A 14,975-nucleotide genomic window follows, 5' to 3' on the forward strand; every position below is an offset into this window, starting at 1 on the left:
GAGCCTGTCATGTCCGGTGTTCTGATCCTCGGTGCTTCCCATTCGGGTGTCGCGACGGCGGCAGCCCTGCGTAGCGCAGGTTACGACAATCCGGTCGCGCTGGTAACTCAGGAAACCATACTGCCGTACCACCGTCCTCCTCTTTCAAAGGAGGCGCTCTCCAAAGAGGACTACTCTCCGACCCTGCTGAGGCCGGAGAGTTTCTATAAGTCGAACCGTATCGACCTTATACAAGGTGTGCGTATTGTCAGCCTCGATCTGGACCAGCGTTACGCGCTGTGCGAGGACGGTGCGCGCTATCCGTACGAGCGACTGATCCTCGCCTGCGGGGCGGAACCGCGCCGCCTCTCTGCCGCGATCGATCCTGAGGGGGTTGCTCGCTATCTGCGGACATACGAGGATTTCAGCGAACTGAAAAGCCGTCTTGCACATGCCACGTCGGTCGCCATCATCGGCGGCGGACTGATCGGCGTGGAGATCGCTGCCATGGCGGTGCAGAAGGGGCTGCGTACCACGGTCATCGAGGCGGGCGCGCGGCTGATGGAGCGCACCGTCAGCAAGTCGATCGCGAACTATGTGCTCGACCGCCATCAGGCCAAAGGGCTAAATGTGAGGTTCGGGGCCGTTGTGACGGCGATCAACCGAAACGAAGCCCGGAATGTGGACATCGTCACCCTGAATGACGGTGAGGCAATCGAGGCGGACCTTGTCGTCGTAGCAATCGGCGCGGCGCCGAATGACGCACTGGCACGCGCGGCAGGGCTGAAGGTCCGTAACGGCATTCTCGTTTCCGAAGAAGGTCAGACCTCGCGCCCCGGCGTCTACGCGGTCGGCGACTGCGCCGCATGGTACGATCCGGCGCATGGTTGCCATGTCCGAAACGAAGCCGTCAACCCCGGACAGGATCAGGCCAAAGCCGCCGCTGCGGCGATCGCCGGGACGGCGCCCCCGCCGAAGCGCCTGCCGCGCTACTGGTCGCATCAGGCCTCCATCCAGATCCAGATGTCCGGCGATGTGCACGGTGCCGATATGGAAGCGGTACTGAACGCACCAGCCAGTGGTGCATTTTCGCTGCTGGGTTTCAAGGCGAACCGTCTTGCCGCGGTCCAGACAATCAACGCGGCGCAGCAGTTCGGGAGGTTGCAGGAGATGATTGGAATGGATCGCGATGCGCTGGCGGCAGCGCTCGATGTTGAGTTCCCGCCGCCGCATCGCCACTGAATTACGCCGGTATCAGTTTAAGGAGGATCACTTAATGCAGGCCGCTTCCTATACGGAAAAGGAACCGACGCGCTTTCGCCGCGGGCAGTCCTGGAAAATAAACATGTTTGGCCAGAACTCGGATATTGCCGCGCCCGATCCACAAGCCTTTCGGCTTGACCTGAACGCCCACCAGAAGCTCGACTCTCACTTCCACATTGTCGACCAGTTCCAGGTGTTCATCGCCGGCAGTGGCACGATCGGCCGTGATGAGGTGCGGCTCGTCACCGTGCATTATGCGGACCATCATACCGGTTACGGTCCGCTGATTGCCGGTGCGCAGGGGCTTTCCTATCTGACGCTGCGCAGCAAGACCGATGCGGGGCTCGTCTATCTGACCACGCCGAACGTCCGCGAAAAGCTGCGGCCGACCAAACGCCGCCATCGCACGTCGGATGCCGTGGCGCTATCGATTGAACCCGTCCTTCGCAATCGCACCGACCTAACCGTCGACACCGTAATCGAGGAACAGCCCGGCGATGACGGCATGAATTGCAAGGTTCTCCGGCTCGGTCCGAACATGACCGCGCAGACTCCCGATCCGGCCCGGAGCGGTGGCCAGTACCTGATCGTGCTCAACGGCAGCCTGGTCTATCAAGGCGAGACCTACAAACCGTTCTCCCTGCTCTTCGTCCGGTTCGACGATCCGGCACCAATCATTTCCGCTGGCGATGGCGGTCTTGAGCTGATGGTGACGCAGTTTCCCACCGAGGACGACTGGATGAAGTCCATCTAGTCTCAAGAGGCCGATGAAGGCTAGGTCGGCAGGGAGGAGGAAAACCGTGACCGAGTTCGATATCGAGACGATCCGCAACGAGATCGCGCCATCTGGCATACTGGTATGCGCCCTCAACCACGGCAATGTCGTGCTTGTCAGTCGCGGACAAACTGACGACACGCCAACCGGAGTTTCGGTGGACCTTGCGAGGGCTCTGGCTGAAAGACTCTCGCTGCCGATCCGCTTCCGGCACTACGAAAAGGCCGGGGCGGTGTCCGGCAGCGCCGACACTGGGGAGTGGGATATCTGTTTCCTGGCTATCGATCCCGAGCGTGCTGAGCGGATTGCCTATAGCGAGCCCTATGTCCTGATCGAAGGTGCTTTCCTGGTGCGCTGCGTGCTCGACGTATCAAGTTTGCCCGACATCGTACGGCTTCGATTGAAGATCGGCGCAGTCAAGGGCAGTGCCTACGAACTCTTTCTGTCTCGAAACGGTGGTGCCGGCGAGCTGATTCGGTTCGACAGCTTTCCGGAAGCGCGCGATGCGCTGGAGGCGGGCGAACTCGACGGTCTAGCCGGAGTCAGGCAGGCCATGCAGAAAGTTGCCGGCGATCAGCCCGGATACGAAGTGACGGCAGAACCGTTCATGGCGATTCCCCAAGCAGTGGGCGTCAGCGTAAGCAGACCTCTGGCAGCGGCGTTCGTAAAAGCGTTTGTTGATGAAAAGAAGGTGGCTGGCTTCGTGCGCACCGCGCTCGACAGGTCAGGCCACCCAGACGTTGTTGTTCCTTAAATGCAACAGTTTCGTACACTCTCGTCTGTGAAAGGCTTCCACTGAAATTTTGTGCGGAAGCGGGTCAGTAAATAGGAGAAAGAAGTTGTTAGTTCGAAAAGCTGCTCTCGTCATCAGCGCCCATGCTGCAGACTTCGTCTGGCGTTGCGGCGGCGCGATCGCCGTGCATGCTCAGAAGGGCTACGAGGTCACGGTTGTCTGCCTTTCCTTCGGTGAACGGGGCGAGTCCGCCAAGCTCTGGAAGGAACCCGGCATGACGCTCGAAAAGGTCAAGGCGGCTCGCCGCGTGGAGTCGGAAAAGGCGGCGAAGGCGCTCGGCGTGCACAACCTGATCTCCTTCGATCTCGGTGACTACCCGCTGCGCCTGACGGACGAGGACAAATACAAGCTGGTCGATGTCATCCGCGACGTGCAGCCGGCATTCATGCTCAGCCACTCGCATTACGACCCCTATAATACCGATCACATGTATGCGACGCAGGTGGCGCTGGAAGCGCGCATGATCGCCCAGGCCTGGGGCCACAACCCCGGACAGAAGGTGCTGGGCGCGCCGCAGCTTTATCTGTTCGAGCCACACCAGACCGAGCAGATGGGCTGGAAGCCGGACGTCTTCCTCGACATCACCGAAGTCTGGGACAAGAAGCGCGCCGCCATCGAGTGCATGGAAGGCCAGGAGCACCTTTGGGAGTTCTACACTCGCGTTGCCCAGAACCGCGCCAACCACTTCCAGCGCAATTCCGGCGGTCAATCCGGCGGCCGCGCTGCCAAGTATGCAGAGGGTTTCCAGTCCGTGTTCCCGCGGACGGTCGACGAGCTCTAGCGCTTGTCGGGAGGTGGTGGAAATGGAGCGCTCGTTCGATATTGCCCATCTGGCGCATGTGGAAATGTATACCGACAGGTTCGAAGAAAGCTTGGATTTCTTCGTGCGGGTCTACGGCCTGACCATTTCCGGCCAGGACGAAAACTCGGCCTATCTGCGCGCCTGGGATGACTATGAGTTCCACACGCTGAAACTCACTCGCCATCACTCGACAGGCGTCGGGCACATCGCCTATCGCGCGGCTTCGCAAGAGGCACTGACGCGGCGGGTGAAGGCGATCGAGGAAAGCAAGTACAAGGTGATCGGTTGGGTGACGGGCGACCTCGGCCATGGCAAGGCGTTCCGTTTCGAAGACCCCTTCGGGCATCTCTTCGAGATCTACTGGGACACGGTGCGCTACGAGGCGCCGGCGGAGGAAAGGCCGAAGCTCAAGAACCTCGCGCAGCGGTTCCATGGGCGCGGCGCTCATCCCCGCAGGCTCGACCACCTCAATCTTCTGGCCGGGGACGTCACGGAGTTCCGTGCCTTCATGGACACCTGCCTTGGCTCGCGCGTCACCGAGATGATCCGGCTCGACAACGGGCGTCTTGGGGGCTGCTGGTTCACGAACAACAATAAGACTTACGATCTTGCCTGCACGGAAGAGCATGGTGGGGGTGAGGGGCGGCTCCACCATGTTACCTACGCCACCGATACGCGAGAGGACATTCTGCGCGCGGCCGATATCTTCCTCGAAAACGGCGTGCACATTGAGACCGGCCCACACAAGCACGCCATCCAGGGCACCTTCTTCCTCTATGTCTGGGAGCCGGCCGGCAATCGCGTGGAGCTCGCTAATTCGGGAGCGCGCCTTATCCTGGCGCCGGACTGGGAGACCGTCGTCTGGACCGAGAGCGAACGGAAAAAGGGACAGGCCTGGGGGCTGAAGACAATCGAGACGTTCCACACGCATGGTACTCCGCCGGTTAAGAGAAAAGGACACTGACATGGGAATTGTTGTGCAGACGGTTGCGCGGACCGAACAGTCCGTCATCGACAGGCTGAGGGAGGCCGGTGTTGCCACGGTCCACGAGGCGCAGGGCCGCAAGGGGATGCTGGCGAGCTACATGCGCCCGATATATGCCGGCGCGCAGATTGCCGGCTCGGCGGTAACGATTTCCGCGCCTCCCGGCGACAACTGGATGTTACATGTCGCCATCGAGCAATTGAAGCAGGGCGATACGCCTCTTGAAGCTTGTTGCGGACCCGCAGTTTTATCTGAATTGCTTGCGTAAACCTTACAGAGGGCAGCCTCAATCTATCAAATGTCACTAGGCCCACCGGTTTCTGGGTCGTCTCTTTACGGAAAATCTTTCCGCTAGGATTCAGAATGCCGATCGGCCGCGTGATCTAATCTGGGAGGAAAGTACCATGACGACGAATTCCAAGCGCAGATGGCGTGTAAGCGGCGCGATCGGCATTCTGGCCGCTGCTTTCGTTTGGGCGCAGGGTTTTACCGAATTTGCGCAGGCGATACCTCTGACGGAAGCCGTGATTACGGGTGGCAAGGTGCAAGGTGTTCCAAGCGACACGTCAGGTGTGATGCAGTTTCTGGGCATTCCTTTCGCCGGTGATGTCGGCGGGGAAAATCGCTGGAAACCTGCACCACCTGTGAAAGGCTGGGAGGGAACCCTGTTGGCAGACAAGTGGGGCAATCAGATGCTTCAGGACCCCAACGTGCTTAGTGACGCGCCCGTCAGCGACAATGGATTGAACCTTGCCATATGGACACCGGCCGAAAGTACTGAGGAAAGGCTGCCGGTCTACATGCTGATCCATGGCGGTGCGAACCGGCTGGGCTCGAGTGCAATGAAGGATATTTATGCCGCGGAGTTGGCCGCGAAAGGTGTCGTTGTCGTTTCAGTTCAGTATCGCCTCGGAGCGCCGGCCTGGCTGGCGCTGCCGGAAATGGCAACAGAAAATCCGGATGGGCCAAAGGGCAACTTCGGCGTTCTCGACCTTGTCGATGCACTCCATTGGATCCGGAACAATATCAAGGCCTTTGGTGGCGATCCGGCCACGGTTACGATCGGCGGACAATCGGCTGGTGGCGAAAATACTGTTGCGCTGCTTCGGACGCCGTTGGCGAAAGGGCTCTTCAAACGAGCGTTCATCCAGTCCAGCTTCACCGGCTTCCTGCCAGGAAAGGTGGTGGATTTCGCCAAGAAATCCAAGCAGAACCAAGAGGCGATCAATAAGCTGTTCGATAAGGAGATGACGCTTGCGAATCTGCGCGCTATCGATACGAAGACCTGGCTCGAAAAATGGCAGGGAGGAAAGGAAACACTCTACGGCGCCATGGCCGGCGCCGTCGCAACGAATCAGTTCTATACGATCGATGACTACGTCTTCACCAAAGATTCGGTGAACTTGCTGCAGCCGGGTGATTTCGACGAGCTCGACATCATGATCGGGCAGACGGCCGACGAATACACCAGCCTGCGGCCGAACGACTTGAAGATGACCGCGGAGGAACAGCACCATGCGATGCTTACGGCGATCCGTCCGCATCAGGCTGGGAACGTGGATGAAGATGTCTTCCCGCTCTATGCCACGGACGATCCGGTGGAAGCCTATCGTCTGTCGCTACGCATGCTCAACGATTTTATGTTCGAGTATGTTCGGGTGGGAGCCGAGTTTGCCAAGACGCATAGCAAAGCCAATGTCTACCTCTATTATTGGGATCATTGGCCGCCGGGCAAGGATCAGGGTTTTCGCCGTGCCTGGCACGCTGGTGACAACTGGTACTTCAATGGTTCCCTCCGTCCGGACAACCACAATCAGCTACCCTGGACCGATCCTGACCTCTCAATGCGCGATATCGCGGTGACTTATCTTGCGAATTTTATCAAGACAGGGGATCCGAACGGCCATGATGTTCCACATTGGGGACAGGTGGCCTCTCAATCCGGCGGCCAGTTCATGCGCTTCCACGAGGGGCAGGCGGAAATGCGGACTTCGACGGTCTACCCCACGCGGGATGCCTACCTTCGCAGCAAGATTCTTCAGGGCATCGGCATCACGGAAGCCGATCTTCGAGGTGCCAGCAAATAATACCGAGGCGACCCATGTCATGATCCGCAGCAACGTCTTGGAACGGGCCAGGCAATTCTACGACGCGAGTTCGTTGCATCGGGACGCAAGCGCGGGCCATCTTCTTGTGTGGTACAAGACCGGCATCGCGCACGGTGCACGCCGATCGAGAGCCTTCCCGCGGAACGTCCGAACGGGTCGTTCGTAGACTGTCTTCGATCCGGAGGCAAATTAGCTCACCGCACGATCTCAGTCGACGAAGTGAGATCGGTTTCAGCGACACCTGCGATTGTTGTCCGCTCGTACGGATCCGCTAGCAAGCGGACCGTCCGCAGCTGAACCCCTGCCAATTCTTAAGCGCGCAGTGCAGGAAGATTCATCAGCTTATCGTGCGATAAACATCGAGCGAGCTCACCAGACCGATATCAGGATCATGACGTGGCAGGGTATCGCCCGCCACTTCGTGATCGGACTGTCTCCATCCCTGCTTCAATCTCACCGCCGTTCCAATTTTTGAGCGGCCGGCTTGGGAATCTCCAGCATCACTGCCAGCCCGCCACCGGCCGCTGTCGATGCCGAAACGCGGCCGCCATGCTGTTCGACCGCGTGCTTTGTGATGGCGAGGCCCAAGCCAAAGCCGTTTGGCGCAGCCGTGTCGCTTCCGCGCGCAAACGGCTGGAATATCCAGTCGACTTGAGGCGCAGGCACACCTGGCCCTTCATCCGTGACCGTCACGCGAAGGGCTCCATGAATAATCTCCGAGCGAATGGAAACGCGAGAGTTGTCGGGGGAATATTTCAGGGCGTTGCGGATGACATTCTCGAAGGCGCGATAGATCAGCTCCCCGTTGACCTCGGCGATGAAGGTGGCGGAGCCGTCATGGGACACAGTAATCCCACGCGCCTGTCCCTCAAAAGCCGCGTCTTCGATGATTCCGTTCAGCAGATCCATCAGATCGAGAGTTTGAACGACGTTGCTACCGGAGCCGGCGGTCAATCGCGCGAGGGTAAGTATCTCGCCAACCAGCCCGTCGATGCGCTCGATCTCACGGTCCATGCGCTCCATCATTATCTCAAGCTTCGAAGGATTCTGCCGCAGCACCCCAATCGCCGCCTGAAGGCGGGACAGCGGCGAGCGCAGTTCATGGGACACGTCGTGAAAAAGGCGCTGTTGGACCTCCTGAAGTTCCTGCAGGCGCGCGGCGCTGGCATCGAAGTCATGAGCCAGAGCCGTTACCTCGTCCTTCCGACCGTCCATTTTGTCACCGATGCGGACGTCGAATCGGCCATGAGCGAGAGCGCTCAGGCCGTGACGGAGATGGGCGACAGGACGAATGAGATAGCGAGCGAGCCAGAAGGCGGAGATCGCGCTTGCGATCAGGGCCGATGCCCAGGGCACCAGCTTCGGCCAGGTCTCCGCGATAACCCCCGGTTCCTGCGCGATGATCGTCGCGCGGTAGCAAGCGTCACCCACAACGACGTTGCGCATGTTCGTTGTAGCGACATCCGGGCAAGCACTCGCCGGACCGATGTCGGATATGGAAAGGTCGACCGGCTGAGGCACTGCCCTTGCGGCTCGCGCGAACGATTTGGCAGCTTCCTCCTCTTCTAGCGCCAGCAACTGTTGCGCTACGTCAAGCGCGAAAACCCGCTGCTGGCGGGCGATGTCCTGAGAGAGCGGGCCGACATCGAGCATAGCGCTGATTGCAAACAAACCTGCGATTGATGCAGCCATCATCAACCATGTGATGGTGAAGAACTTCCAGAACAGGCCACGCATCATCGGTCTTGCAGGAGTTGATAGCCCTGTCCCCGCACCGATTGTATCCAGGATTGGCCGTCATCCCTGCTGCCGAGCTTCTGGCGGACGCTGCTCAGGTGAACGTCGATCCGCCGGTCAAACGGCGTCAGGGGGCGTCCGAAGGCGTGCTTCGATATTTCCTGCTTGGAGACGAGCTGACCGGCATTACGGGCAAGCACCTCGAGCAGGGTAAACTCGGTGCCTGTCAGTTCCAGACGCTTTCCACGCCATTCCGCCGTCCTGTTTCCCGGATGCATGGCCAATTCGCCAGCCCGGAGCACTTCCTGCGAGATGCCGGCGCCAGAGGAGCCGGCCCGGCGCAATATGGCCTTCAGCCTTGCCGCGAGCTCGCCGGGTGAGCACGGCTTTGGTACATAATCATCGGCGCCGAGATTGAGCCCCGCGATCCGGTCGACGTCATCGCCCTTGGCCGTCAGCATCAGGACGGGCACCGGACTCGATCGTCTGATGCGCTGCAGGACATCAATGCCGTTCATATGCGGCATCATGATGTCGAGGACGATGATGTCGACGGTGCCTGATGCAGCCTGAACGATCGCGGCGCGCCCGTCCTGCGCGGTCGCTACGTCGAAGCCCTCCTCGGAGAGATACTCCTTGAGGAGTGTCGTGAGATCGGCGTCGTCGTCGATAAGAAGAACCTTTGCCATTCGGAAGCCTATCATTCGTTCAGAGGGCAGCCATACAGGACAAATCCCTGTCGGACAGTGAATTTTACCTATCTTAACACCGGCTTGACCGCACTTGACGTTAGATCCGCTACGGACAGGCAAATTCTTCGCTAGTCCGGGCAGGTCAATGAAAATTGTATTCAGAAAAAGATCCAATCCGCCTTTGGCGGTCACGCTCTGCCTGCTCCTGTCCGGTTGCGCGACATTCGTGGAGCTTCAACCAGCCGACGTCAAGATCGCAAGTGTCTGGCATGCGACCGTGCCGCATGGCGGCAAGACATCCACCCTCGTGTCGTGGTGGTCAACCTTCAACGATCCTTCGCTGACTTCTCTCATCGGCTACGCCCAGGAGCAGAATCCGAGCCTTGCCTCGGCCGCCGCCGACATCGACAAGGCGCGCGCGACATTGGCTTCCGCACGGTCGAGCCTGTTTCCGAGTATGGACGGCTCGGCCTCCGTCGCGCGTTCCGCCACCGATGGCGACGCCACCAACCGCGTCGCCGCTGCGACGACATCGAGCGGCGGCCTTGATGCCTCCTGGGAGATCGACCTGTTCGGCAAGACGCGGCAAAAGAGCGAAGCGGCTCAACTCCGGGTCCAAGAGCAGATCGCCAACTGGCACGACACCCGGGTATCACTCGCCGCCGAGGTCGCCGACTATTATGTACAGTACCGGGCCTGCCGGCAGCTCGAGAACGCCTACAGCGTCGAACTCGCCTCACAGCGCGAAACGATACGGGCGACGGAGACCGCCGCGACATCGGGCTTCACCTCCGCCGCCGACCTTGCATTAGCACGGGCAAGTGCTGCTTCATCCTCATCGACGCTGACGGCGCAACAGGCCGAATGCGCGGTGCTGGTGAAATCGCTCGCCCAGGTCACCGGCACTGACGAGGCACGGGTCCGGCAACTGCTGGCGAAGGGCAAGACAGACATTCCGACGCCGAAGAACTTCAAGCTCGCGGCTGTGCCGGCAGAAGCGTTGCGGCAGCGTCCGGACATCGGCGCGCTCGAACTGGAGCTTGCCGCTTCCATCGCTGATGTCGGAGCGGCGAAGGCCGATCTTTATCCGAGCCTAAGTCTTGATGGCTCGCTCACGATCAGCAGTTCGACCCTGACGGGCGAATCGCTGCCCTGGTCCTTCGGTCCGGCGCTAACGATTCCGCTTTTCGACGGTGGATCGCGTCACGCCGCCGTCACAAGCGCTATCGCCGATTACGATACGGCGGTCGCCAACTACAAGTCAGGCGTGCTGAGCGCGGTCGCCGAAGTCGAGACTGCGCTTGTTCGGGTGGACAGCACCCGTAGACGGATCGGTGACGCCGGCAGCGCGGCGCGCAACTACAGGACCTATTTCAATTCGGTTGATGCCAACTGGCGGGCGGGTGGTGTCAGCCTGCTCGACCGGGAGGAAGCCCGGCGCTCTGCGCAATCGGCAGAGATTTCGCTCATCGAAATCCGGCGCGACGCGGTGCGCTACTGGATTGCCCTCTACAAGGCGCTCGGTGGAGGCTGGAACGCCGATCCCGTTACCCCGGCACAGCGCCAGACGAAATCACAAGGAAATTCTCTCTGATGCGAACAGCCCCGTTTTTTGTTGCTCTCTTCGCGGGGGCAAGCCTTGCCTTTTCCGGTCAATCTTCGCTCGCGCAGCAAGAAGAAGCTGCGGCCCTCACCGTAGCCGTCGTGAAGCCGTCTGAGCGCCAGTGGGCGGAGACCGTGCCGGCGAGCGGCTGGCTGAAGCCATGGCACGAGGCTATCATCGCATCAGAAATCAGTGGGCTTCGCATCACCGATGTTCTCGTCGATGTCGGCTCGGTGGTCGCGAAGGGTCAGGCGCTTGTTCAACTGGCGGACGAAACCGTACTTGCGGATTTGCGCAAAGAGGAGGCGTCGGTCGAGACCGCCAAGGCAGACCTCGCCAAAGCGAAGGCGAATGCCGACCGCGCGCGGCAGGTTCGTGGCAGCGGCGCGCTTTCGGACGAGAAGGTCACTGAATACCTGATCGCCGAGCAGACCGCCGAGGCGAGCCTCAAGTCCGCCGAAGCCGCGCTGGACAGCCAGAAGATCAAGGTCAGTCAGACCAAGATCGTCGCGATCGATGACGGGCTGATCACCTCCCGCTCCGCGCAGCTTGGCGCAGTGGTCTCCTCAGGAACAGAGCTGTTCCGGCTCGTCCGTCAGCAACGCGTTGAATGGCAAGCCGAGGTCTCAGCCCGATATTACCCTCACATCAAGGAGGGCCTTGCTGCAGCGATTGCCGGCCCTGGCGGCAGGCGCATCGAGGGGAAGGTAAGGCTGGTCGGACCGACGGTCAGCACCGATACGGGCCGCGCGATCATTTATGTCACGCTGCCACCGGAGGATCATCCTCCGGTCGGCATCTATGTCACCGGACAGATCGAGCTGCAGTCGACCAGCGCCCTCACGGTGCCCGAGACCGCGCTCGTGTTCCGCGACGGCATCAACTATGTCTTTACGGTCGATAAGGATCGGCGCGCCTCTCGCGTGCGTGTCGAGACCGGACGCCGCAATGGTGGCGAGGTGGAGGTTCTGTCCGGCATCGATCGATCAACCTCGGTTGTGAAATCCGGTGGCGCCTTCCTCTCGGATAAAGCGCTGGTACGGGTTGAAGGAGAAGCGCAATGAACTTCTCCGCCTGGTCGATCCGCAATCCCGTTCCATCCATTCTGCTTTTTGTTCTGCTGACCGTCGGCGGTCTGCTCGCCTTCGAGCGGCTCGCCGTCCAGAACTTTCCAGACATGGACCTGCCAACGGTGAAGATCACCGCGACGCTCGAGGGCGCGGCTCCGACGCAACTGGAGACCGAGGTCGCCCGCAAGATCGAGGACAATCTCGCCTCGCTTAGCCTGCTCGACCATATCACCACGACAATCACGGACGGGTCCGTGTCGATCAGCGTGTCTTTCGAACTGGAAAAGGACAGCGAGGAGGCTCTCAACGAGGTCCGTAACGCAGTCGACAGCACGACGGATCTGCCGGCCGACATGGAGTCACCGAGCGTCACCAAGGTCACAGTCCAAAGTTCACCGCTGCTCACCTACTCCGTCCGCTCGACCCGGCTCAACGAGACGGAACTTTCTTGGTTTGTCGACAACGACATGACAAAGGCCCTGCTTTCCGTATCCGGTGTAGGCGAGGTAAGCCGAGTTGGGGGGATCGACCGCGAAGTGCATGTCGATTTGAACCCGCAGCTCATGGGATCGCTGGGAATTACGGCCGCGACGGTTTCGTCCCGTCTCAAATCCGTTCAGGCGGACAGTTCGGGCGGACGCGGCGAGATCGGTGGTAGCAGGCAAACGATCAGGACTCTCGGCGCCGTCGCCTCGGTCGAGGAGCTTAAGGCGCTCGCGATCCCGCTGCCGAGCGGCGAATTGGTGCGTCTCGATGAAATTGGCACCGTGACGGACAGCTTCTCCGATCGCTCGTCGCTTGCCTATCTCGATGGGCAGCCGGTGATAGGCGTGCAGGTCAAGCGCTCGAACGGCTTTTCGGACACGGGCGTCGCAGCCGACATCCAGGCCGCGATGAAGACGTTCGCGGCCGCCAATCCCGATGTGGAGATCGTAGAGGCCTACAGTACGGTCGGGCCGATCATCGAGAATTACGACGGCTCCATGCACATGCTCTACGAAGGCGCGATTCTCGCCGTCGTCGTGGTCTGGCTGTTCCTGCGCGACTGGCGAGCAACCTTCTTGTCCGCGGTGGCGCTGCCCCTGTCGGTTATCCCGACTTTTCTGGCGATGTATTTCGCGGATTTCAGCCTGAACACCGTAACGCTTCTCGCCCTTTCCCTGGTGGTCGGCATCCTCGTCGATGACGCCATCGTGGAAGTCGAGAACATCGCGCGCCACCTCAACATGGGAAAATCGCCAATGGAGGCGGCACTTGAGGCCGCCGACGAGATCGGCCTTGCCGTCATCGCCACGACCTTTACGCTCGTCGCCGTGTTCCTGCCGACCGCCTTCATGAGCGGTATTCCCGGCCTCATCTTCCGCCAGTTCGGTGTCACCGCAGCCGTCGCGGTGCTGGCTTCGCTGCTGGTCGCGCGCCTGCTGACACCAATGATGGCCGCCTACATGATGAAGGCGCATCCGACTGAGGAGAAGGACGGACGCATCATGCGCACCTATATGGCCATCATGAAAGCCTGCCTCAGCCACCGGAAGCTCACGGTTCTCGGTGTCTCCGTCTTCCTCGGACTTTCATTATCGGCAATCCCTCTTCTCAAATCGGGATTCCTGCCGGCCTCCGACGACGCACAGACGAAGGTAACGCTCACACTGCAACCGGGGAGCACCATCGAGCAGACAGACGCTGTGACGCGCCAGGCCGCGGACATTATCGCAAAAATGTCGGACGTGACCCACGTGTTCGCAGCCGTCGGCAGCGCCTCCTCGGGGGGCGGCCTGGAGTCCTCAACAACAAATGACGTCACCTCGGCAACCCTTGTCGTTGATTTGACATCGATCGGCGATCGCGACCGCAAGCAGTCCCAGATCGAAAATGACATCCGGCAGGCGCTCGCGGCGTTGCCCGGTGTGAGGGTCGAAGTCGGAACGGGCGGCAATGGAACGACGCTTGAGATCACGCTTGCCAGTGACGACTCCAATGCCCTCGATCAGGCGGGCAACGCGCTTGAGGAGCAGTTGCGCACGCTTAAGGGCATCGGCGCCGTTACCTCCAGTGCCTCACTCCAGGCGCCAGAAATCCAGATCGTTCCTGATTTTACCCGGGCAGCCGCACTTGGTGTCACATCGGAAGCGATCTCCGAAGCGGTCCGCGTCGCGACCAATGGTGACTATTCCTCGTCAATGGCAAAGCTCAATCTGCCACAGCGGCAGGTATCGATCCGCGTGCGGCTCGATCCCGACAACCGAACGACGCTGGACGACATCGCCAATCTCCGCGTCAGCGGCGCGAACGACAGCGTAGATCTCGGTTCCATCGCCGCGATCGGCATCGGCGGCAGCCCGTCGGAGATCAATCGCATCGATCGATCGCGCAACGTCACGCTCTCGGTCGAACTCAACGGCCGGATCCTTGGTGACGTCAACCGTGAAGCCCAAGAACTGCCTGCGCTGAAGAACCTTCCACAGGGCGTCCACCTTGTCGAACAGGGCGAACTGCAGCGCAGTTCTGAATTGTTTGAAAGCTTCGGTATTGCCATGGCTATCGGTGTGTTCTGCATCTATGCCGTGCTGGTGCTTCTCTTCCACGATTTCCTGCAACCCCTCACCATCCTCATGGCATTGCCATTGTCGCTCGGTGGAGCACTTCTGCCGCTCATCGTCACCGGCACGAGTTTCTCCATGCCGGCGGTGATCGGACTGCTCATGCTGATGGGCGTGGTGACGAAGAACTCCATCCTGCTGGTCGAATACGCCATTATGGCACGGCGCGGCGGTATGGAGCGGTTCGATGCTCTGGTGGACGCCTGCCACAAGCGGGCGCGGCCCATCATCATGACCACCATCGCCATGGGATGCGGCATGCTACCCGTTGCACTCAGCCTCACTGGCGGCGATGCGAGCTTCCGCCAACCCATGGCGATCGTCGTGATCGGTGGGCTGCTGACCTCCACATTCCTTAGCCTGCTCGTTATCCCGGTCATCTTCACCTTCGTCGACGACTTCCTTGACCTCCTCAAGCGGCCATTCCGCGGCAAGCAGAAGGAAAAGGCATAGCCTATGCCTGCAGAATCTGGCTAACCGGCTGGGAGATAAGAGCATGAATTGCGTTAGGCCAGGCACGATCATTGCTTCGAACGGCTCAATTGGACCGGATCGCCACCGTCAGAGA

11 protein-coding genes and 1 pseudogene are annotated in these 14,975 nt (G+C 60.4%); 10 read left to right on the forward strand and 2 right to left on the reverse strand.

What is annotated here, in order from left to right; translation table 11 throughout:
- The first annotated feature begins 9 nt into the window (after positions 1–9).
- The 7 genes and pseudogenes from ACQZ5K_RS19425 (at position 10) to ACQZ5K_RS19455 (ending at position 6,684) form a co-directional block, all read left to right on the forward strand.
- Positions 10–1,221 carry an NAD(P)/FAD-dependent oxidoreductase gene (locus ACQZ5K_RS19425; RefSeq protein ID WP_149622403.1) on the forward strand — a complete coding sequence of 404 codons (1,212 nt, stop codon included), beginning with the start codon at positions 10–12 and terminating at the stop codon, positions 1,219–1,221.
- Positions 1,154–1,996, forward strand: coding sequence for a hypothetical protein (locus ACQZ5K_RS19430; protein WP_236760054.1), 843 nt, complete (start codon positions 1,154–1,156; stop codon positions 1,994–1,996). The genes ACQZ5K_RS19425 and ACQZ5K_RS19430 overlap by 68 nt, the downstream gene beginning before the upstream one ends.
- 46 nt (positions 1,997–2,042) lie before the next feature.
- Positions 2,043–2,771 (forward strand): transporter substrate-binding domain-containing protein, encoded by a 729-nt coding sequence (locus tag ACQZ5K_RS19435; protein WP_174057913.1) that lies wholly within the window; start codon positions 2,043–2,045, stop codon positions 2,769–2,771.
- 85 nt (positions 2,772–2,856) lie between these two features.
- Positions 2,857–3,591, forward strand: coding sequence for a PIG-L deacetylase family protein (locus ACQZ5K_RS19440; protein ID WP_149622406.1), 735 nt, complete (start codon positions 2,857–2,859; stop codon positions 3,589–3,591).
- A gap of 22 nt (positions 3,592–3,613) precedes the next feature.
- Complete coding sequence (locus tag ACQZ5K_RS19445) at positions 3,614–4,576, forward strand: VOC family protein (protein WP_149622407.1); 963 nt, start codon at positions 3,614–3,616, stop codon at positions 4,574–4,576.
- 1 nt (position 4,577) lies between these two features.
- Positions 4,578–4,811 (forward strand): annotated as a pseudogene (locus tag ACQZ5K_RS19450) (RraA family protein); the annotation flags it as partial.
- Positions 4,812–5,001: 190 nt separating this feature from the next.
- Positions 5,002–6,684, forward strand: coding sequence for a carboxylesterase family protein (locus ACQZ5K_RS19455; RefSeq protein ID WP_149622408.1), 1,683 nt, complete (start codon positions 5,002–5,004; stop codon positions 6,682–6,684).
- Positions 6,685–7,158: 474 nt separating this feature from the next.
- On the opposite strand, the gene ACQZ5K_RS19460 is transcribed toward ACQZ5K_RS19455, so the two are convergent.
- The gene (locus tag ACQZ5K_RS19460) at positions 7,159–8,442 is read right to left on the reverse strand and encodes a HAMP domain-containing sensor histidine kinase (protein WP_149622556.1); all 1,284 of its coding nucleotides are present in this window, start codon (positions 8,440–8,442) and stop codon (positions 7,159–7,161) included.
- A complete protein-coding gene (locus ACQZ5K_RS19465) occupies positions 8,442–9,131 on the reverse strand; it encodes a response regulator transcription factor (RefSeq protein ID WP_149622409.1) in 690 nt (229 codons plus the stop codon). Before ACQZ5K_RS19465 ends, ACQZ5K_RS19460 begins: the two co-directional genes overlap by 1 nt.
- A 148-nt stretch (positions 9,132–9,279) precedes the next feature.
- On the opposite strand from ACQZ5K_RS19465, the gene ACQZ5K_RS19470 reads away from it, so the two are divergent.
- Genes ACQZ5K_RS19470 through ACQZ5K_RS19480 form a run of 3 tightly spaced genes read left to right on the forward strand, consistent with a single transcriptional unit; the run spans position 9,280 to position 14,860 of the window.
- Entirely contained in the window at positions 9,280–10,728 is a 1,449-nt protein-coding gene (locus ACQZ5K_RS19470; RefSeq protein ID WP_149622410.1) for an efflux transporter outer membrane subunit, read from the forward strand.
- Positions 10,728–11,801 (forward strand): efflux RND transporter periplasmic adaptor subunit, encoded by a 1,074-nt coding sequence (locus ACQZ5K_RS19475; RefSeq protein ID WP_149622411.1) that lies wholly within the window; start codon positions 10,728–10,730, stop codon positions 11,799–11,801. Before ACQZ5K_RS19470 ends, ACQZ5K_RS19475 begins: the two co-directional genes overlap by 1 nt.
- Positions 11,798–14,860 carry an efflux RND transporter permease subunit gene (locus ACQZ5K_RS19480; protein ID WP_174067484.1) on the forward strand — a complete coding sequence of 1,021 codons (3,063 nt, stop codon included), beginning with the start codon at positions 11,798–11,800 and terminating at the stop codon, positions 14,858–14,860. The genes ACQZ5K_RS19475 and ACQZ5K_RS19480 overlap by 4 nt, the downstream gene beginning before the upstream one ends.
- Positions 14,861–14,975: the final 115 nt, after the last annotated feature.

This window comes from Agrobacterium sp. 22-226-1 (genome assembly GCF_053522345.1).

Excerpts from the sequence above, each read along its gene's own strand:
- ACQZ5K_RS19425 (WP_149622403.1), top strand. The coding sequence starts at position 10 with ATGTCCGGTGTTCTGATCCTCGGTGCTTCCCATTCGGGTGTCGCGACG.
- ACQZ5K_RS19445 (WP_149622407.1), top strand. The coding sequence starts at position 3,614 with ATGGAGCGCTCGTTCGATATTGCCCATCTGGCGCATGTGGAAATGTAT.
- ACQZ5K_RS19455 (WP_149622408.1), top strand. The coding sequence starts at position 5,002 with ATGACGACGAATTCCAAGCGCAGATGGCGTGTAAGCGGCGCGATCGGC.
- ACQZ5K_RS19460 (WP_149622556.1), bottom strand. The coding sequence starts at position 8,442 with ATGCGTGGCCTGTTCTGGAAGTTCTTCACCATCACATGGTTGATGATG.
- ACQZ5K_RS19465 (WP_149622409.1), bottom strand. The coding sequence starts at position 9,131 with ATGGCAAAGGTTCTTCTTATCGACGACGACGCCGATCTCACGACACTC.
- ACQZ5K_RS19470 (WP_149622410.1), top strand. The coding sequence starts at position 9,280 with ATGAAAATTGTATTCAGAAAAAGATCCAATCCGCCTTTGGCGGTCACG.
- ACQZ5K_RS19475 (WP_149622411.1), top strand. The coding sequence starts at position 10,728 with ATGCGAACAGCCCCGTTTTTTGTTGCTCTCTTCGCGGGGGCAAGCCTT.
- ACQZ5K_RS19480 (WP_174067484.1), top strand. The coding sequence starts at position 11,798 with ATGAACTTCTCCGCCTGGTCGATCCGCAATCCCGTTCCATCCATTCTG.